At 66.8% G+C, this 18,875-nt stretch carries 15 protein-coding genes; 8 read left to right on the forward strand and 7 right to left on the reverse strand.

What is annotated here, in order from left to right:
- Positions 1–108 precede the first annotated feature (108 nt).
- The 3 genes from AC5JDC_RS09700 to AC5JDC_RS09710 form a co-directional block, all read right to left on the reverse strand.
- Complete coding sequence (locus AC5JDC_RS09700; protein WP_495841186.1) at positions 109–1,287, reverse strand: M24 family metallopeptidase; 1,179 nt, start codon at positions 1,285–1,287, stop codon at positions 109–111.
- A 107-nt stretch (positions 1,288–1,394) separates the two neighbouring features.
- On the reverse strand, positions 1,395–3,344 hold the full coding sequence (locus AC5JDC_RS09705; protein WP_495841187.1) for a CHASE2 domain-containing protein: 1,950 nt from the start codon (positions 3,342–3,344) through the stop codon (positions 1,395–1,397).
- Between the two features lies 1 nt (position 3,345).
- Positions 3,346–7,041 (reverse strand): FecR domain-containing protein, encoded by a 3,696-nt coding sequence (locus tag AC5JDC_RS09710; protein ID WP_495841188.1) that lies wholly within the window; start codon positions 7,039–7,041, stop codon positions 3,346–3,348.
- 266 nt (positions 7,042–7,307) lie between these two features.
- Between AC5JDC_RS09710 and AC5JDC_RS09715 the strand changes: the two genes are divergently transcribed.
- Complete coding sequence (locus AC5JDC_RS09715; RefSeq protein ID WP_495841189.1) at positions 7,308–8,117, forward strand: SapC family protein; 810 nt, start codon at positions 7,308–7,310, stop codon at positions 8,115–8,117.
- 12 nt (positions 8,118–8,129) lie between these two features.
- Here the strand turns inward: AC5JDC_RS09715 and AC5JDC_RS09720 are convergent, their stop codons facing one another.
- Both AC5JDC_RS09720 and AC5JDC_RS09725 read right to left on the reverse strand, forming a co-directional pair.
- The gene (locus AC5JDC_RS09720; RefSeq protein WP_495841190.1) at positions 8,130–8,546 is read right to left on the reverse strand and encodes a cupin domain-containing protein; all 417 of its coding nucleotides are present in this window, start codon (positions 8,544–8,546) and stop codon (positions 8,130–8,132) included.
- Positions 8,547–8,550: 4 nt separating this feature from the next.
- On the reverse strand, positions 8,551–9,420 hold the full coding sequence (locus tag AC5JDC_RS09725; protein WP_495841191.1) for a phosphoenolpyruvate hydrolase family protein: 870 nt from the start codon (positions 9,418–9,420) through the stop codon (positions 8,551–8,553).
- Between the two features lie 52 nt (positions 9,421–9,472).
- On the opposite strand from AC5JDC_RS09725, the gene AC5JDC_RS09730 reads away from it, so the two are divergent.
- The 7 genes from AC5JDC_RS09730 to AC5JDC_RS09760 all read left to right on the forward strand — a co-directional run bounded on the left by AC5JDC_RS09730 (position 9,473) and on the right by AC5JDC_RS09760 (position 16,347).
- Positions 9,473–10,096, forward strand: a complete 624-nt coding sequence (locus AC5JDC_RS09730) for a TetR/AcrR family transcriptional regulator (RefSeq protein ID WP_106773220.1) — start codon at positions 9,473–9,475, stop codon at positions 10,094–10,096.
- 357 nt (positions 10,097–10,453) lie between these two features.
- On the forward strand, positions 10,454–11,764 hold the full coding sequence (locus tag AC5JDC_RS09735) for an ABC transporter substrate-binding protein (protein ID WP_106773221.1): 1,311 nt from the start codon (positions 10,454–10,456) through the stop codon (positions 11,762–11,764).
- A gap of 82 nt (positions 11,765–11,846) precedes the next feature.
- Positions 11,847–12,752, forward strand: a complete 906-nt coding sequence (locus AC5JDC_RS09740) for a carbohydrate ABC transporter permease (protein WP_106773222.1) — start codon at positions 11,847–11,849, stop codon at positions 12,750–12,752.
- A gap of 1 nt (position 12,753) precedes the next feature.
- Positions 12,754–13,713 carry a carbohydrate ABC transporter permease gene (locus tag AC5JDC_RS09745; RefSeq protein ID WP_106773223.1) on the forward strand — a complete coding sequence of 320 codons (960 nt, stop codon included), beginning with the start codon at positions 12,754–12,756 and terminating at the stop codon, positions 13,711–13,713.
- Positions 13,710–13,919 (forward strand): hypothetical protein, encoded by a 210-nt coding sequence (locus AC5JDC_RS09750; RefSeq protein WP_495841192.1) that lies wholly within the window; start codon positions 13,710–13,712, stop codon positions 13,917–13,919. Before AC5JDC_RS09745 ends, AC5JDC_RS09750 begins: the two co-directional genes overlap by 4 nt.
- The gene (locus AC5JDC_RS09755) at positions 13,916–15,019 is read left to right on the forward strand and encodes an ABC transporter ATP-binding protein (protein WP_495841193.1); all 1,104 of its coding nucleotides are present in this window, start codon (positions 13,916–13,918) and stop codon (positions 15,017–15,019) included. The genes AC5JDC_RS09750 and AC5JDC_RS09755 overlap by 4 nt, the downstream gene beginning before the upstream one ends.
- A gap of 245 nt (positions 15,020–15,264) precedes the next feature.
- The gene (locus AC5JDC_RS09760; RefSeq protein ID WP_106773226.1) at positions 15,265–16,347 is read left to right on the forward strand and encodes an ABC transporter ATP-binding protein; all 1,083 of its coding nucleotides are present in this window, start codon (positions 15,265–15,267) and stop codon (positions 16,345–16,347) included.
- A gap of 329 nt (positions 16,348–16,676) precedes the next feature.
- On the opposite strand, the gene AC5JDC_RS09765 is transcribed toward AC5JDC_RS09760, so the two are convergent.
- Together AC5JDC_RS09765 and AC5JDC_RS09770 are read right to left on the reverse strand one after the other, a co-directional pair.
- Complete coding sequence (locus AC5JDC_RS09765; protein ID WP_495841194.1) at positions 16,677–17,918, reverse strand: RNA polymerase sigma factor; 1,242 nt, start codon at positions 17,916–17,918, stop codon at positions 16,677–16,679.
- 4 nt (positions 17,919–17,922) lie between these two features.
- Positions 17,923–18,273, reverse strand: a complete 351-nt coding sequence (locus AC5JDC_RS09770; RefSeq protein ID WP_495841195.1) for a YciI family protein — start codon at positions 18,271–18,273, stop codon at positions 17,923–17,925.
- Positions 18,274–18,875: the final 602 nt, after the last annotated feature.

Below are 18,875 nucleotides of genomic sequence, written 5' to 3' on the forward strand. Positions count from 1 at the left end.
CGACACCAACGCTCTGGATTCCGGGTTCCGCTGCGCGGCCCCGGAATGACGGTCAACATCGGCATATGCGATTGCCCTGCCGTCCATGGGGGGAAGAAAACATAGGCCTCACCCGCCCCGGTTCCAGCCGCGGCCGCGCTCGCCGAACATCTCGTAGCCGGTGTCGGTGACCGCCACCGTGTCCTCCAGCTTGATGAAGCCGCGGGAGGGATGCAGCATGGTCGTCTCCACCGAAAGCACCATGCCGGACTCCAGCGGGTGGGCGGCGTCGACGCCTTCATAGGTGACCGGGTGGTTGGTCATCAGGAACGGCGCCTCATGGGTGATGACGCCCATGCCGTGGGCGAAGAAGTCGGTGTAGGGCGCGACTGGCGAAACCTTCAGCCGCGCCTCGCCGGCCGCGATCAGGTCGCCGCCCAGCGCTCCGGCGCGGATTTTCCCGAAGGCCGCCTGCTGGACGGCATCGACCTCCGACAGCAGATCCTCCAGTTCGGCATCCGGCTCGCCCAGCACGCCCATGCGGCAGAGGTCACCGATATAGCCGTGATAGTTGCCGCCCGAATCGATCGACAGCACCTCGCCCTTCTTCCACGCCTGCGGCGAGGCGGCGCGGTTGTGGCTGGAGCCCAGCGTCAGCAGGCAGTATTCGAAATGCAGCCCGCGATCCGTCTCCTCCTTGCGCAGCCGCTCGATGATCTCGGCCTTGGTCGTGCCCTCGCCTGCCCATTCGATGGTGGCGAGCATGGAGTCGGTGATGAGTTCGGAAGCGGTGCGCAGCTTGTCCAGCTCCTCCGGCGTCTTGACCGCGCGGAGCCGCTCGAACACGCTTGTGGCATCCACCAGCTCGGCGCGGTTGCCGAGCTGTCCGAGCACCGCATGCGCGTCGGACGGCAGGAAGGGGGGCTCGATGCCGATGCGCGCGCCGGGCGCCGCGATCTTGCGGATATGGTCGGCGGCGAGCTGGGCGGCGTCCAGCGTACCCCAGGCGGCGGCATGCAGCGTCGGCGTCCAGAACGGCCGGTTGGCGTGCTCGCCGCCCTCCATCCGGTTGGCCACATAGGCGGCGTGGTCCGGCCGCCCCTTCTCGTAGACAACCACCGGCAGGTAGCGGCTGTGGCCGATCGCGTCCATGGCAGCGAAGAAGATGAATTTGTAGCCGCCCAGCAGGTACTGGACGTTGTGCTTGGAGGTGGCGACGAGGATGTCGATGCCGGCCTTGTCCATCAGCCGGTCGAGCTTTTCATGGTCGAACGGAACGACGACCGGCGTCTCGGTTTTGATGTTCATGATCTCTCTCCCTGCCGCGACGGTAGCGTGCATGGCCCTGGCCTGCAACGGCGGGTTTGTGATTGCCCCGCCCTTGTGGCCGGCCAAACCGGCCGTGAAGCCGGCGCTTACCGCCCTGCCGCCAGACGATCGCGCAAAATCCGGTAGAAACCCGCCACCTCCGGCAGTTCTTTCCCCAGAACCTCGAAGCGGGGACCGTCGGCCCTGAGCATCCCGGCATGCATGTCGGCGATCAGCGCCGCATGCCAGGCGAGTGCGTCCGCGGTGGCGCGGGGCACGGGCGTCGACACCATGACCGCCTGCGACTTGCCCTTCACCTTGACCTGGTCGAGTTCGGCCAGCGCGATCCGCCCACCGACAAGCCGCGCCGCCGCCTCCCCGACCAGGATCGAGACGCCGAAATTCTTCGTCTCGCCTTCCAGCCGCGAGGCGAGGTTCACCGGATCGCCGAGCGCGGAATAGTTGAAGCGGAAGTCGGAGCCCATGTTGCCGACCACGCAGTCGCCGCTGTTGATGCCGACGCCGATGCGCAGCGGTGTGGGCGCCCGCCCCGAGCCGGCTGCCTCCCGCTCGCGCTCGGCGTTCAGTGCGTCGACCGCATCCAGCATGGCAAGCGCGGCCTCGATCGCGTGGACCGCATGGTCCGGATCCTCCAACGGCGCGTTCCAGAACGCCATGATCGCGTCGCCGATATATTTGTCGATCGTGCCGCCGGCCTTGAGGATGACGTCGGAAAGCGGGTTGAGCAGCCGGTTCATCAGCCGGGTGAGCCCTTCCGGGTCGTCCTTCATCTCCTCCGAGATGGTGGTGAAGCCGCGCACGTCGCAGAACAGCACGGTGAGCACGCGCCGCTCGCCGCCGAGCTTGAGCTGGGAAACGTCGTCGGCGAGCCGCTCGACCAGCACCGGCGACAGATATTGCGAGAAGGCGCGGGTGATCCTCATGCGGCGTTGGCGCTCGGCGGCGTAGTCGCGCGCGCTCTGGATAGCAGCGACGCCGGCGAAGGCGAGCGACGGCGCCACCGGCGCCAGGAAGACGCGGCCGTATTGCAGAAGCAGCAGGCTGGCGGCGAAGATGCCGAGCACGGCGGCGATGGAGACCGCCGCCGTGATCCGTCCCGTGCCGCTCCAAACGGAAAGAGCCGCCAGCGCCGCAGCGGCCAAAATTGCGAGCGCGACCGCGGGCAGCGGCGCCGGCATCACGAAATGGCGGCCGCCGAGATTATCGAAGATCGTCGCCTGCAGCTCGGCGCCGGCAAGCAGACGGCGGCTGCGCACCGTGTCGGAGGTGGCGTAGACGTCGGGTCCGCCGGTTTCGACGCTGGGCGCCGACTGCATCGACAGGCCGACGATCACAGTGCGGCCGCGGAACGCATCGGGCGGCAGGAAGGCACCGGGATCGAGCGCCTGGTAATAAGACACCGTCTGAAAGCTGCGCGGCGGACCAAAACCCTGGATCAGCGCGCCTGCCGGCACTGCGGGCGCCACGCCGCCGGCGGTCTCGAGCAGCCGCGCGGCAAAACCGTCGGCGTAGGCCGGAACGCGGCGCACGACCCCGTCGCCGTCGAGGCTGATCGAGACGATGCCGGAGCGCGCGCCGGACGCCGTGAAGGCCGGCAGCGGCTCGACCCGGATCAGCTGGTCGGCCTGCGGCGTGCGGATCACCGTCTCGTCGGCGGCAAGCACCACGTCCGGGCCGAGGGCGATGGCCAGCGCCTGGTCGCTCGCGGCCGTCGACGGCTCGGAAAAGATGATGTCGAGGCCGATCGCCTCGGCGCCGGCGGCGCGCAGTGCCGTCACCAGGCGGGCATGCAGGTCGCGCGGCCACGGCCAGCGCTGGCCGATCTCCGCCATGGAGGGCTCGTCGATCGCTACGACGATCGGCGCATCCTGCGAGAGCGGCGGCGGCGCAAGCGTCGAGAAATGGTCGAATATCTTCAGCTCGACCAGCCGCCAGGCCGAGGTGAGCGAGGCGGCGAAGACGAGGGCCGCCACCGCCGCGGCGATGGCGGCAAGCTGCCAGGCCCGGCGCGCGTGGATGGTCGCGCCGTCGGCCACCTCAGAACCGGACCTTCAGCGAGCCGGTGAAGACGCGCCCCCAGCCCGGCACGTTGGGCGCCACCTCGAACTCCTCGTCGAAGAGGTTGTAGGCGGCGAGCTCGAGCTCGAAGCGCTTGTCCAGCGGCTCCCAGGTGAGGAAGGCGTCGGCCGTCCAGTAGGGGTCGAGCATGATGCCGGAATCGCCGCCGGAGCGCTCGCCGACATAACTCGCGGCGACGGTGACCTTGACGTCGGCCGTGCTGACCCAGGTCAGGCCCAGCCTGGCCGTCTGTTCCGGCACGTACGGGATCAGGCCGCCATAGCTCAGGCTCGACGGATCGCGGTTCTCCGAGTTCGCGTAGGCGAAAGTGGCGAAGGCGCCGAACCCGTGCGTCAGCCAGAGGTTGGCGGTGGCGCCGATGCGGTCGATCCGGCCTTCGGTGAGCGAAATCTGGTCGAGGCTGAGCGGGACGGGAATGGCGAGATCGTCGAGTTCCTGGTGCTGGTAGTCGACCGCGGTGAACAGATGATCCGACCACTGGGCCTCCCAGCGGGCCGCGAAGCTGCTGCTCTTGCCGCCGATGTCGAGCGGCGCCTGGTTCGCCTGCATGCCGATCACGCCGACCGGCGCCAGGGTGAAGGCGTTGAGCGCGCTGCTCTCCTCGATATAGCCGACCCGCAGCCAGTGGCCCTCGAACGGCGCCCAGGCGGCACCGACGCGCGGCTCCGCCCGGAATTCGTCGAGCGCCTCGCCCTCGAACATGGTGCCGAACAGGCCCGCTTCCGCCTTGAGGCTGGGCGTGATGTCGTAGAGGACGTCTGCGTAGATGCGGCCGGTGGTTAGGTCGAAGTTGCTCTCGGTGGTCGTGAGATCCCGCGACACGCCCGGAATATATGTCAGGTTCGATGCGGTGCGGTTCTGATTGAGCATTCCGCCCTCCGCGCCATAGCGCAAAGTCAGATCATCAACTCCCAGCGTGTGGTTCACGCTGCCGAGTACTGAATCACTGTCGGCTTTAACCTCCTGCGCACCGAGACCAGATACCAGATACTGGTCGTTGAGCAGGATAAGGAAGTTGGTAGCCTCAAGGCTGTGACGTTTGAAGCCGGACGCGAACACACCCGCGCTCACCACGTTCCGATACCCAAAAGTATGGCTCCAGGCAGCACCATAACCGCCAGTGCGGTCGTCAACGGTGCGATCGTTTGTGGAACCGAGCAAGTCGAGAGAATTCACGCCGGATGTGTTGGGCGGGACTGGAATCCCAAGCGGCGGAACATAAACCGTGAGACCATTGCGAAGATCATCCTCGGTATCCTGGACCGCGGCAAACAGCACGATGTTGTCGTTCGGAGTCGGGCTGAGCGTCAGATATCCGAAGCCTCCTACCGTCTTGTCGAACAGATCGTACTCTGTGGAAGTCCGGCTCGCATCGGGCTGTATCTCGCCGCGCGACTCCTCGGTATCGCGTTTGGTGAATTCGCCATAGAAGCTGATCGGGAACGGGTAGGCGAGATAGCCCTTCACCTCGGCTTCGCCGGTCCAGCCGCTGGCGTCGCCGCTGAGCGCACCGCCCTGGATCGCGCCTTCGATGAAGGGCCGGTTGATCAGATTGGCGCCGCGGGAGCGGCCGGCAAGCATCTGCGGTTCGAGCAGCAGACCCTGGATGAGGGACGACAGCGCCGAATCGCCGGCGATCGGCTCGCCGACCGTCTGCCCGTCATAGTCGCCGCTGGTGGTGAAGGGGTTCGGGCTGCCGGCGATCGCCTGGTCGGCGAGCGCGCTGGCGGAGAAGGGGTCGAAGACCACGTCGCCATAATAACGGCCCCAGGCATCGAGCCCCTGCAGGCGGTAGGCGTGGTTCAGGGTCGAGCCCTGGTCGCGGCTGGCGCCGAGCGCGGCATAGTCGCCGCCGCGGGCCCGCGTGCGCTTCATCGCCTCCTGCGCCGAGCGGATGGCGCGGTCGGAATCGTAGTCGTCCGCCGCGATCGCCGTCGCGACATTGGCCGTCGCCGGATCATTGGGGTCGAGGCGGTCGGCATTCTCCAGCGCCTGCTCGGCCGGCGCGCGCTGGCCGGTCTCGTAATAGCCGGCGGCGAGCAGCAGCAGCGCCTGCGCGAAGGCGGGGTTGGCGGTGGAGCCGGCGAGCAGGTCCTGCATCGCCTTGTCCATCTCGCCGGTCTTCAGGTGGTAGAGGCCGCGGGCCACCAGGCCGATGTCGAAGCCGGGATCCTCGGCCATCGCCCTGTCGATCTCGGCCTTGGCCTTGGCTAGCCGGTCCTGGCCGAGATAGATCAGCGCCAGGTTGGCGCGCGACACCGGGTCCTGCGGGTCGAGCGCGACCGCCGTCTGCAGCGCCGCCTCCGCCTCGCGCGTCGCCCCGCGCTCGTCGAGCACAAGGCCCAGCGCGTTCCATGCCGAGGATGAGCCCGGCGCCAGCTCGGTCGCCCGCTTCAGGTCGGCGAGCGCGCCGTCGAGGTCGCTGTCGATGTCGGCGCGGTAGTTGCCGCGCGCCTCCAGCGCCGTCGGGTCGTCGGGATCGAGCGCCAGCGCCCGGTCGACCGCCTCCTTCACCTGCGCCCGGTCGTCGAGCAGCAGCGCCATCTGGGCGCGCGCCGCCGGCAGCGTCGGGTCGTCGGGAAAGCGCAACTCGGCGCGGCGGATGACCTCGACCGCCGCCGGGATATCCTTGAGGAAGCCTGCCGTCCAGGCCTCTGCCAGCGCGCCATAGGGGCTGACGGCGGCACCCGAAGGCGGCTGCTCGACATGGTCGGGGTTGGCCAGCGTGCGGGCGAAATAGGCGGCGTAGAGGGCGATCTGCCGCCGGCTTCCCGACAGAAGCGGCGCGGCGCGGGAAAGCAGCGGGATCGCCGCGTCGTAGCGCTTTTCGGACGCCGCGATCATGCCGTCGACGAGATCGAGGCGGGCGCGCTGCGACGCATCGAGCGGCAGGCTGCGCGCCCGGTCGGCGGCGCGCCTGCCGGCGCTGCGCCCGTCATAGGAGAGCCCGACCTCCGCTAGCGTCAGCCATTGCTCGGCGGTGCGCTGCGCCTCCGGCACCGCCGCGATCCGCGCCCGTTCGCCGCGCATCCCGGCGCTGGAGAGCGGCGAGGCCGGCATGGCGGCAAAACCGTTGCGCAGCGACAGGTAGAACAGCATCTGCTCGCGGTCGTCCGGGTCGACGATCACGATCTTGGTCGGCGCCTGCCCGATTCTTGCGGAGGCCGCCTCGCCACGCCGCACCGAGACCGAGCCGAATGCGTTGGAAAGCTCGACCTGCCCTTCCAGCACGGTCAGCGAGGTCCGGCCGGAAGCGTCGACCATCATCGTCCAGTCTGTGCCGCGGATCGCGGCGGCCGCGGCCGGCGTCTCCACGACGATGCCCTCGCCGCCGCGCTCGGCGCGCGCCCAGATGCTGCCGCTCTCTAGGCCGAACAGCGAATCGGCGCCGGGATTGACCTCCTTCACCAGCATGGTGGTGTTGCGGCCGAGCCGGACCTGCGTCTTGTCGGCGAACAGGACGGCGAGATTGCCCTGGGCGTTCGTCCTCAGCACGTCGCCGGCCAGCAGATCCTGGTGGATGTCGACGCCGCGCCAGGTGCTGACGTCGATGAAGCGCACCTCCTCGCCGGTCTTGCGGGCGATCACCGAGCCGGCGGCCGGAGCGTCGCGGGCCACCGGCTCCGCATGCGCCACGGCGGCGCATCCGAGCATCAGACCCGCCGCAACTGCCCCCGCAAGTATTCGCATGCCGCCCGATATTGTTCCCGCCTCTCCTGCCTTATGAAAAGAGAGGAACACCGAAGTCAAGCTTGGGAACCACTATGACGACCAAATATTCACCGCAGGCGACCGCGCCGCGGGGCAAGTTACCGATGTCGTTTTGCTCGAACCGCCACGTCTCTTCGTCCCAAGGCAAGCCGGTTGCGCCGGGTCCGCGGGATCGGCATCATGGACGGCACAAAGAAAGCGGAGCGGACATGCCAGAGACGCTGCACGTCATCACCCGGGAGCGCCACCTCCACAAGAAATGGCAGCGTCCGACCGGCTACGGCTTCGCCGCGTCGATCAATCTTGCGCCGGTGGGTGCGCCGGAGATCGCGCATGCCGGCCGCGCCTTTCCCCTGGCCTTCGTCGACATGGAAGACGGCGCGACGCTGGTCGCCCTGTTCAGTCTGCATCGCGACCGCAACCTCTTCGTCGCGCCGGACGGACGCTGGCTCGCCTCGCATGTTCCGGCCGCGCTGCAGAATTTTCCCTTCAGCCTCGGCCGCCAGGCCGACGGCAAGTTCGCGCTCTGCGTCAACGAGGCGAGCGGGCTGATCCGCGACACCGCGGTCGGCGAGCACGGCTTTCCGTTCTTCGCCTCCGACGGCACGCCGACGCGCGAGACCCAGGCCATCGCCGATTCGCTGACCCGGGCACGCCGGAGCCTCGACGTCGTGCGCAACGCCGTTGCCGCCCTCGCGACGCGCGGCCTGCTGGAGCCATGGCCGGTGGTCGCCAAGGAGGAGACGGGCGACCGGCGGATCGGCGGCCTCAAGCGGATCAACGAGGCGGCCCTCAACGCGGCCGGAGCCGATGATCTCGTGGCGCTGCGCGATTGCGGCGCGCTCGCCACCGCCTATTGCCAGCTGTTTTCGATGGGCAACATCTCGGTGCTGGGAAGTCTGGCCGGCGCGCAGGACCGCGCCAAGCGGCAGCGCATGGCGATCCCCGCCAACAGCTTCATTCCCGAAGACGACGGCAACCTGAAGATCGACTGGTCGACCTTCCTCAAGGACGAGTGACGCCCCCGACTGTTAGGTTCCCGGTGGGAGCAGGCGGAAATCCGGCAGGTCGCGCAGCGCCAGCTCCGGTCCGGCCGGCGAATAGACGACGAAGAGCTGCATCGGTCCGTCGCCCGTATTGAGCGTCGAGTGGTAGCGGCTTTCGGGAACGAAGACGGTGCAGCCCGGTCCCACCTTCGCGACCACCGGCTTGCCGGCCTCGTCCTCGACCATCTGCTCGCCATTGCCGGAGATGACGAAGATGATCTCCTCGGCGCCCGGATGGTTGTGGCGGGCATGGCCCTGGCCGGACGGCAGGTCGACCACCCCGCCGGAAAACCGCTTGGCGCCGTTGACCTCCGGCGCCACCGTCAGCGCCAGCCTGCCCCAGTCGAAGCCGAACGCACTTACGTCCTGCGGATAAACGAAGACTTTCGATGTGTCGGTCATGGCCTCATCCCTTCTTTTTCTTCGCCGGCTTCGCCGCTTTGCCGCGAACCGGGAGCGCCTTGAAGTCCGCCGTCTGCTTCGCGATCGCCGCCTCCGCCGGCAGCCGTTCCATCGACGAGGCGCCGTAGAAGCCGTGCAGCCCGTCGACCCGCTCGAGCACGTAGCGGGCGTCCTCCGGCATGGAGATCGGGCCCCCGTGGCAGAGCAGGATCACGTCCTTGCGCACCGAGCGCGCCGCTTCCGCGATGGCGTCGATTTCTGCCACGCAGTCGTCCAATGATTTCGCTGACGTGGCGCCGATCGTGCCGCCGGTGGTGACGCCCATATGGGCGACGACGATGTCGGCGCCGGCCCTGGTCATGGCCTTGGCCTCGTCGGTGTTGAAGACGTAGGGCGTGGTCAGCAGATCGAGCTTGTGAGCCTCCGCGATCATGTCGACCTCCAGGCCGAAACCCATGCCGGTTTCCTCGAAGCTCTGGCGCATGGTGCCGTCGAACAGGCCGATGGTCGGAAAATTCTGCACGCCGGAGAAACCCATGTCCTTCAGCTCGGCGAGGAAGCGCGGCATGATGACGAAAGGATCGGTGCCGTTGACGCCGGCCAGCACCGGCGTGTGCTTCACCACCGGCAGCACCTCGACCGCCATCTCCTTCACGATCTCGTTGGCGTTGCCGTAGGCGAGCAGGCCGGCTGCCGAGCCGCGCCCGGCCATGCGATAGCGGCCGGAATTGTAGATGATGATCAGGTCGATGCCGCCGGCCTCCTCGGATTTCGCCGACAGGCCCGTACCGGCGCCGCCGCCGACGATCGGCACGCCGCCGGCGATCATCTTCCTGAATTTGTCGACGATCTTCTTTCGCGGAATCAGCGGCATCCTGCCCTCGCCTGGCCGTTGCAATTTTTTGAGACGGGCGTATCGTATTGATATGGATGTCTCACGTCAATCGATGGCGACGGCGGAGCGTGGCCCCCGCGCCCGCACCCGCCGCCTGCTGCTGGACACGGCGAGCCGGCTGATGCAATCGGGCGTGACGCCGTCGGTGACCGAGGCGGCGGAAGCGGCCGGCGTTTCGCGGGCCACCGCCTATCGCTACTTCCCCAGCCAGGCAGCCCTGGTGCAGGCGGTGGTGCATGAAGGGCTGGGGCCGATCCTGACCTGGAAATCGGCGGCAAAGGACACCGGCGAGCGCGTCGACCAGTTGATCGCGACGTCGCTGCCGCGCATCGAGGCCTACGAGGCGACCTTCAAGGCCGCACTGAAGCTGTCGCTCGACCAGTGGGCGCGCCGGCAGGCGGGCACGCTGGGAGAAGAGCCGCGCCTCACCCGGGGCCATCGGGTGGACTTGCTGAAGGAGGCGATCGCACCGCTCCGGGACCGGCTGCCCGCCGCGCAGTTCGACCGGCTCGCGCAGGCGTTGTCGCTAGTGTTCGGCGTGGAGGTGCTGATCGTGCTGAAGGACATCTGGGGTCTCGATGGCGAAGAGACCTTGGCCGTGGCAAGATGGGCGGCGGCGACCTTGGTACAGGCATCCGCCGCGGCCGAAGCGTGAAACTTCTCGCCAATCTGGTTGGACCAGATAATGGGTAAAGTGAACGTGACTTTTCAAGGGAGTGCTCGACCCGCTGATCCACACCCGCCGGCAGAGAAAGAAAATCGGTTAAAAATCGCGCGTTATGTGAGCGGAGCCGCTTTTGCGGGCGGGAACTGGCCGGCAACAAAGCCCTTGACGACGAACGCATATTGGTAATACCAGATTGTAAAGGGAGGAACAATCGGCTGGGGAGGCCGAGGCACGTCTAGAACCGGCCGGGGAGGGTCGGGCGGCGATGCGGCAGCGAAGGCAGACGGGGCCGGGCATCGCGCTCGGACAACTCGAGAATGCAGTTGCACAAGGGAGGAATTTGGAATGCGCAAGACACTGACCGGTCTGCTGGCCGGCATCGGATTCTCGCTTGCCTGCGGAACCTCGGCGTTCGCGCAGGAACTCACCATCTTCTGGGCGGAGTGGGATCCGGCGAACTACCTGCAGGAGCTCGCCAACCTCTATGAGGCCGAGACCGGCGTGAAGGTGACCGTCGAGACCACGCCGTGGTCCGACTTCCAGACCAAGGCCTTCACCGAATTCAACGCCAAGGGCAGCGCCTACGACATGGTGGTCGGCGACTCGCAATGGATCGGAGCAGCTTCGGAGGCCGGCCACTATGTCGACCTGACCGAGTTCTTCAACAAGCACAAGCTCGCCGAGACCATGGCGCCGGCCACGGTCAAGTATTACGCCGAATACCCGGCCAGTTCCGGGAAATACTGGTCGATCCCGGCGGAGGGCGACGCGGTCGGCTGGTCCTACCGCAAGGACTGGTTCGAGGATCCCAAGGAGATGGAGGCGTTCAAGGCCAAATACGGCTACGACCTCGCACCGCCGAAGGACTGGAAGCAGCTGCGCGATATCGCCGAGTTTTTCCACCGCCCCGACGAGAAGCGCTACGGCGTCGCCATCTACACCGACAATTCCTACGATGCGCTGGTGATGGGCGTCGAGAACGCCATCTTCTCCTTCGGCGGCGAACTCGGCGACTACGCCACCTACAAGGTGGACGGCATCATCAACTCGGACAAGAACGTCGCGGCGCTCGAGGCCTACAAGGAGCTCTACAAGTTCACGCCGCCCGGCTGGGCCAAGAGCTTCTTCATCGAAGACAACCAGGCGATCACCGAGAACCTGGCAGCGATGAGCATGAACTACTTCGCCTTCTTCCCGGCGCTGGTCAACGAGTCGTCCAATCCCAACGCCAAGGGCACCGGCTTCTTCGCCAATCCGGCCGGCCCCGGCGGCGAGCAGTTCGCCGCGCTCGGCGGTCAGGGCATCTCGGTGGTCTCCTATTCGGAGAACCAGGAAGAGGCGATGAAGTTCCTGGAATGGTTCATCAAGGACGACACGCAGAAGAAGTGGGCCGAGCTTGGCGGCTATACCTGCAACAAGGCGGTGCTGGAGAGCGCCGAGTTCCAGAACGCCACGCCCTACAACAAGGCCTTCTACGAGACCATGTTCAAGGTGAAGGACTTCTGGGCGACGCCGGAATATGCCGAGCTGCTGATCCAGATGAACCAGCGCGTCTATCCCTACATCACCGGCGACCAGGGCACGGCCAAGGAAGTGCTCGACTCGCTGGCCGGCGACTGGAACGCGACGTTCAAGAAGTACAACCGGGTACAGTAAGCCCGGCACTGGGGCACATCTGGAGGGGACGGTCCCCGTCCCCTCCTTTTCTTTTCAGGGTTTCCATGGAAGGAATCCGGATTTGGCTACCGCCGTCATGACCCGGCTCGATCCGCAATCGCGCGCCGCCGCCCGCGGCTGGAGCGATCTCACCATCCGCAACCTGTTCGTCATCCCGACGATCCTGTTCCTGATCGTCTTCAACATCTTCCCGCTGATCTACTCGCTCGGCTATTCCTTCACCGACTTCCGCGCCTCGACTAACGCGCCGGCCAACTTCGTCGGGCTGCAGAACTATCGCGAGCTGCTCAACGACCCCTTCATCTGGTCGAACTTCGCCATCACCGCGAAATACGTGATCGTCTCGGTGGTGGGGCAGGTGATCGTCGGCTTCGGCATGGCGATGCTGCTCAATCGCGACATCCCGCTGAAGGGGCTGCTGACCACGCTGCTGCTGCTGCCGATGATGCTGTCCATGGCGGTGGTCGGCCTGTTCTGGAAGCTGCTCTACGATCCGTCCTTCGGCATCATCAACTACGCGCTGGGCTTAGGCACCTTCGAGTGGCTGTCCAACCCCAACATGGCGCTCTACGCCGTGGCGCTGACCGACATCTGGATGTGGTCGCCCTTCGTCATGCTGCTGTCGCTCGCCGGCCTGTCGGCCGTGCCGAAGCATCTCTACGAGGCGGCGGCGATCGACCGGGCCGGGCCGCTCTACACCTTCTTCCGCATCACCCTGCCGCTGGTGGCGCCGATCCTGATGATCGCCATCATCTTCCGCACCATGGAGGCGTTCAAGACCTTCGACCTCGCCTACATCCTGACCAGCCAGCCGACCACCGAGCTGATCTCGATCCGGCTCTACAAGATGGCCTTCCAGGAATGGCAGACCGGCCGCTCCTGCGCGCTCGCCTACATCGTGCTGATCATGATCCTGGCGATCACCAACATCTATGTGAAATACCTGAACAAGGTGAAGGAGCGCTGAGATGGCCGCCGTCCGCACATCCGGCGAAGTCGCGCTCAACCGCGTCGCCATCGCCGCCGTCATCGTGATCACGCTGGTCTTCCTGGCGCCGATCTACTGGATCGCCTCGACCGCCTTCAAGCCGCGCAATCTCGCCACCACCATCCCGCCGACCGTCCTGTTCCAGCCGGAGGTGTCGCCCTGGGTGAAACTGTTCACCAAGCGCTCGCAGCTCAGGACGCAGCCGACGCCGGAGGAATACGAGGCGGCGCCATGGTGGGAGCGCATCGTCTTCGACGGCGGCGAGAAGGTGGTGCGCGACGGCAGGGGCAACGTGCAATGGTCGGCCTATCCCGACCGCTTCATGAACTCGCTGATCGTGGCGATCACATCCACCGTGCTTGCCGTCGGCATGGGCACCTTCACCGCCTACGGCTTCTCCCGCTTCAAGATGAAGGGCGAGGCGGACCTTCTGTTCTTCATCCTGTCGACGCGCATGCTGCCGCCCGTGGTGGTGGCGATCCCGATGTTCCTGATGTACCGGATGGTCGGCCTCAACGACACGCATTGGGGCCTGATCATCCTCTACACCGCCTTCAACCTGTCCTTCTCGGTGTGGCTGATGAAAGGCTTCATCGACGAGATCCCGAAGGAATACGAGGAGGCGGCCCTCGTCGACGGCTACACGCGCATGCAGGCCTTCTTCAAGGTGGTGCTGCCGGAGGCCGCCACCGGCATCGCCGCGACGGCCGTGTTCTGCTTCATCACCGCGTGGAACGAGTACGCCTTCGCGCTGATCATGACCAACCGCCGCGCCCAGACGGCGCCGCCCTTCATCCCCAGCCAGGTCGGTTCCGGCCTGCCCGACTGGACGGTGATCGCCGCTGGCACGGTGCTGTTCCTGCTGCCCGTCGCCATCTTCACCTTCCTGCTCCGCAACCATCTGCTGCGCGGCATGTCGTTCGGGGCGATCCGCAAATGATACGCTCCGACAGACTGCAGCGTATCGCCGAGATCGTCATGGTGCTCGGCATCGTGGCGCTGTGCCAGCCCTGGAACCTGTTCCTGCACCGCTACGGGCTCACCATCATCCTGGTCGGGCTAGTCACCTTCCTGTTCACCAACTGGTTCGGGGCGAAGGTGGTCAGCGAGGACGAGGACGCGCCGAAGGGGGAGGGACATCCATGACCCAGATCGAACTCCGCGGCGTGCAGAAGTTCTTCGGCACGGTACAGGTCATCAAGGACCTCAACCTGAAGATCGAGGACAACGAGTTCATCGTGCTGCTCGGCCAGTCCGGCTGCGGCAAGACCACGACGCTGCGCGGCATCGCCGGGCTGGAGACGATCGACGAGGGCGACATCCTCATCGACGGCCAGCCGGTGCAGCATCTCAAATGCTCGGACCGCGACATCGCCATGGTGTTCCAGTCCTTCTCGCTCTACCCGCACATGACGGTCTACGAGAACATCGCCTTCCCGCTGCGCGCCACCCGCATGAGCCGCACGGAGGTCGACAAGGCGGTGCGCGAGATCGCGCAGGTGCTGCGCATCACCGACCTGCTCGGCAGGAAGCCGTCGGCGCTGTCGGGCGGCGACATGCAGCGCGTGGCGATCGGCCGGGCGCTGGTGCGCCGGCCCAAGGCCATGCTGATGGACGAGCCGATCGGCGCGCTCGACGCCAAGCTGCGCGAGGACATGCGCGGCGAGATCAAGCGGCTGCACGTCAAGCAGGGCTCGACCACCATCTACGTCACCCACGACCAGATCGAGGCGATGAGCCTGGCCGACCGCATCGTCATCATGCATGAGGGCGTGCTGCAGCAGGTCGGCAGCCCCGAGGATGTCTACAAATACCCCTCCAACCTGTTCGTCGCGCAGTTCGTCGGCAGTCCGGTGATGAATGTCGCCAAGGCTTCGGTCTCGGAGGCCGGCGGCGAGGCCCGCGTGACGGTCGACGGAGCCCCCGAGGGTTTTGCCTTCCCGCGCGAGCTGCTCGGAAAGCTCAACGGCAAGGCGGCGGTTGGCGATCTCAAGCTCGGCATCCGGCCGGAAGGCGTGCTGGTGCGGCACGAGGCGGCGGACGGCTTCCTGCCGGTCGAGGCGCATATCATCGAGCCGCTCGGCTCGCACGACATCGTCGACCTCAGGATCGGCGGCGAGATGCTGCGCGCCCGCACTAAGGCCGGCTATGTCGACAAGGCCGGCGACCGGGTGTTCGCCCGCCTCGACCCCAGCCACGCGCATTTCTTCGACGCGAGCGGGCAGAGCCTGGGGGTGCGGTTGTGATGGGTGGCTTGATCACGATGTTCAGTGCCTCGTCGCACCCCCCTCTGTCCTGCCGGACATCTCCCCCGCAAGGGGGGAGATCGGCAGCTTCGCTGAAGGTACTCTTCCTCCAACGTCGGAGATTGGCGAAACAAAAGCGGCCGGCCAATCTCCCCCCTTGCGGGGGAGATGTCCGACAGGACAGAGGGGAGTGCGAAAGAACGCCTTTCCCGTCCAGACTTTCCTTTGCAAAGGCCGGCTAACCCATGGCCCATATCCAGCTCAAGACCATCACCAAGAAGTTCGGCGGCCACACCGCGCTGAAGGGGCTCGACCTCGAAATCCAGGACGGCGAGTTCTTCGTCCTGCTCGGCGAGACCGGCGCCGGCAAGACGACGACGCTGCGCCTCATCGCCGGGCTGGAGAAGCCGACCGAGGGCAAGATCTTCATCGACGGCACTGACGTCGGCGACTGGGGCGCGGCCGAACGCGACGTCGCCCTGGTGCTGCAGCAGTATTCGCTCTACCCGCGCTACACGGTGCGCGAAAATCTCGAATTCCCGCTGAAGTCGAAAATCCGCCGCGTCGAGCCGGCCGAGATCGCGGAACGAGTCACGCGGGTCGCCAAGACGCTCCGCATCGAGCACCTGCTCGACCGCAAGACCGACCGGCTCTCAGGCGGCGAGATGCAGCGCGTCTCGATCGGCCGGGCGATCGTCAGGAAGCCGCGCGTCTTCCTGATGGACGAGCCGCTGTCGGCGCTCGACGCCAAGCTGCGCGAGGCACTGCGCACCGAGCTCAAGAACCTGCAGATGCATCTCGGCGCCACCTTCCTGTTCGTCACCCACGACCAGATCGAGGCGATGTCGATGGGCGACAAGATCGGCGTGCTCGACAAGGGCCGGCTGGTGCAGACCGGAACGCCGAAGGAAATCTACTCCAACCCGCTCAACACCTTCGTGGCGCGCGCCGTCGGCTCGCCGCCGATGAACCTGCTGGACGGCACGCTGGCCTCCGGCCGGGCGGTGATCGCACCGAAGAGCTTCGAGTTGCCCTGCGGGAGCGCCGCGCCTGCCCGGGGAGCGGACGGGCGGCCTCTCGTCTTCGGCATCAGGCCGGAGGACGTGGTGATCGAAGCCGGCGCGCCGGTGGAGGCGATCGTGCACGACGTCGAGAACCATGGCGTGGAGAAGATCGTGACGCTGCGGGTCGGCGACTGGATGCTGCACGCGACCGCGCCGGCCCGCGTCGATCTCGCCATGGAGCAGACCGTGCGCTTCGACTGGAACCCGGAAAAGGTCGCGCTGTTCGACCGCGCCACCGGCGTCAGCCTGCGCCACGCGGGGTAGGCACCGGTCGTGAACCCGGATTTCGGGCATTGCCAATCAATCCCACCAGTCCGGCCACCCTCCCGGTTCATGAGCTATCGCATTCACACATCTCGCACTTGGCCGCGCCGTTCCCAACTCCGAGATGAAGAAAATCTTCAACGATGCCGGCAAAGCCAGTTTCCAGATGTGTGAATCCGATAGCGGCTCATGAGGGCGAGGAACCTGGGCTGGGAACGGTCGGTATCACAGCGTTCCTCTCAAGTGGCGTAGCGAGCCGGTGAGGGACGCTTCGTCGGTCAAAACTCGCAGCCCAGTACGCGATCCGTCGACCGCACTCCGGGTTCCGACTACCGCAACTCGCGCATGCGCATTTCCAGGAACTGTCGCTCGCAGGCGTGCTGCGACAGGCGGATCGCCTCCTCATAGGCTTCGGCCGCCTCGGTGCATTGCAGCCGGCGGAGGAAATCGGCGCGGGCGGCGTGGAAAGGCTGATAGCCGGACAGCGCCGGCCGCAGCGGCTCGAGCATGGCCAGCGCCGCCTGCGGCCCCTCGGCATAGGAGAGCGCCACCGACTGGTTCAGCCGCACCACGGGGTTCGGCGCCAGGCGGTAGAGCTCGTCATAGATCAGCACGATCTCCGGCCAGCCGGTGCGCGCGTGGTCGGGTGCCTCGGCGTGGATGGCGCTGATCGCCGCCTGCAGCTGGTAGGGGCCGGGCCGGCCGCGTTTCAGCGCCGCCTCCACCAGGGCAAGCCCCTCGCGGATGGCGTTGCCGTCCCACAGCGCCCTGTCCTGCCGCTCGAGCGGCACCAGCCCGCCGGCGTGGCGCGCGGCGCGGCGGGCATGATTGAGCAGCATCAGCGCCAGCAGTCCTTCGATCTCCGGCTCCTCCGGTCGCAGCGCCAGCATCACCCGCGCCAGCCGGATCGCCTCCTCGCACAGGTCCACGCGGATGCGGCGCTCGCCGGCGCTGGCCGCATAACCCTCGTTGAAGATGAGATAGAGCACGCCCAGCACCGACTGCAGCCTCGCCGGCCAGGCGTCGTCGCCCGGTACCTCGTAGGGGATGCCGGCGCGCCTGATCTTGTCCTGCGCACGCACCAGGCGCTGCGCCATCGCCTCCTTGCCGTCGAGGAAGCAGCGGGCGATCTCGGCGGTGGTCAGGCCGCCCAGCGTACGCAAGGTCAGCGCCAGCCGGCTCTTGCGGTCGAGCGCCGGATGGCAGCAGGTGAAGATCAGCCGCAGCCGCTCGTCCGGAATCGCCTCGGGCTCGGCGGCCTCGACGCTGTCGGCGTCGAGCGCCAGCAGCACGGCATATTGCTCCTGCTTGGCCCTGAAGTTCACGTCGCGGCGGATGCGGTCGATCGCCTTTCGCCGCGCCGTCTGGATCAGCCAGCCGCCGGGCGAGGCGGGCGGGCCGTTGCGCTGCCAATGGACGAGCGCCGATTCCAGCGCATCCTGCAGGCAATCCTCGGCGAGCTGGAAATCGCGCAGGTTGCGGATCAGCGACGACAGCAGCCGCCCCCAGTCGTCGCGCACGATCTGCTCGATCGCGGCGCGCACGGGCTGCGGGGCGGCGGCATTCGTCATCAGTTCAGCCGAAGCTCATGACCGGCCGGATCTCGATGGCGCCATGCCGCGCCGTCGGGATCATCGCCGCATAGCGGATGGCCTCGTCGAGATTGTCGCAGTCGAGCAGGTAGAAGCCGCCGAGCTGTTCCTTGGTCTCGGCGAAGGGCCCGTCCATGGTCTCGACCTTGCCGTCGCGCACCCGGATCGTCGTCGCCGTGGAGACGCCGTTCAGCGCCTCGCCGACAACCAGGACGCCGTCGCGGGCATAGGTCTCGTTGGCCGCCTGATATTCGGCGAGATAAGTGCCGAACTCCGGTGTCCCATAGGGAGGCTCGGACGCCTCGGCGGAATAGATGAGCGCGATGTATTTCACGGTGAAGCTCCCTTCTGCGGCCCGTTCCGGGCGATGATGCCTTGGAAAGCAAGGCGTGCAACCGAAAACGAACGGCACCCGACGGAATCGACATGCGACAGGAGAATTTTTGCCCCGTCCGTGGCGGCAGCCGCATCCTCCCTCCCCAGGCGGCCATTCCACCTCGCTGGCAATCATCCCAGGCGGCCGCCGTGAAGAACCGCTTCATCCCGGCCTCCCCGGCGTTCTCCGCCGGCGCCGGGCGGGCAGTCGCGCGGTGCCCGGCTCACTCCTCCCTGCTTCCCTCGGCACGCGCTCCAGTCTCCGTCAACGGGCCTGTCCGACCACGGATGGGCTGAGGAAACCAACGGACTACCGGCGCAGATGCGCCAGGCACGGCTGCGACGAGTCTCGGCCCGCCGCCCCTGCCGCACCATGGCCGTCCCGCCGAACGCGAGGCTGAACTGCCCGGCGCCGCCTCCGACGCACCCACACGATCTGCCGTGCAGCCGGCCCCTCGACCATTGCCCGCCAGGACCAGCCAAAACACAGCCGGCCGGCTCGTCCGATCCTGTCGCCGGAATCCGGATCGTCCGGGAGAATCTGATCTTTTTTCAAAACCT

It is taken from the genome of Kumtagia sp., from assembly GCF_059502445.1.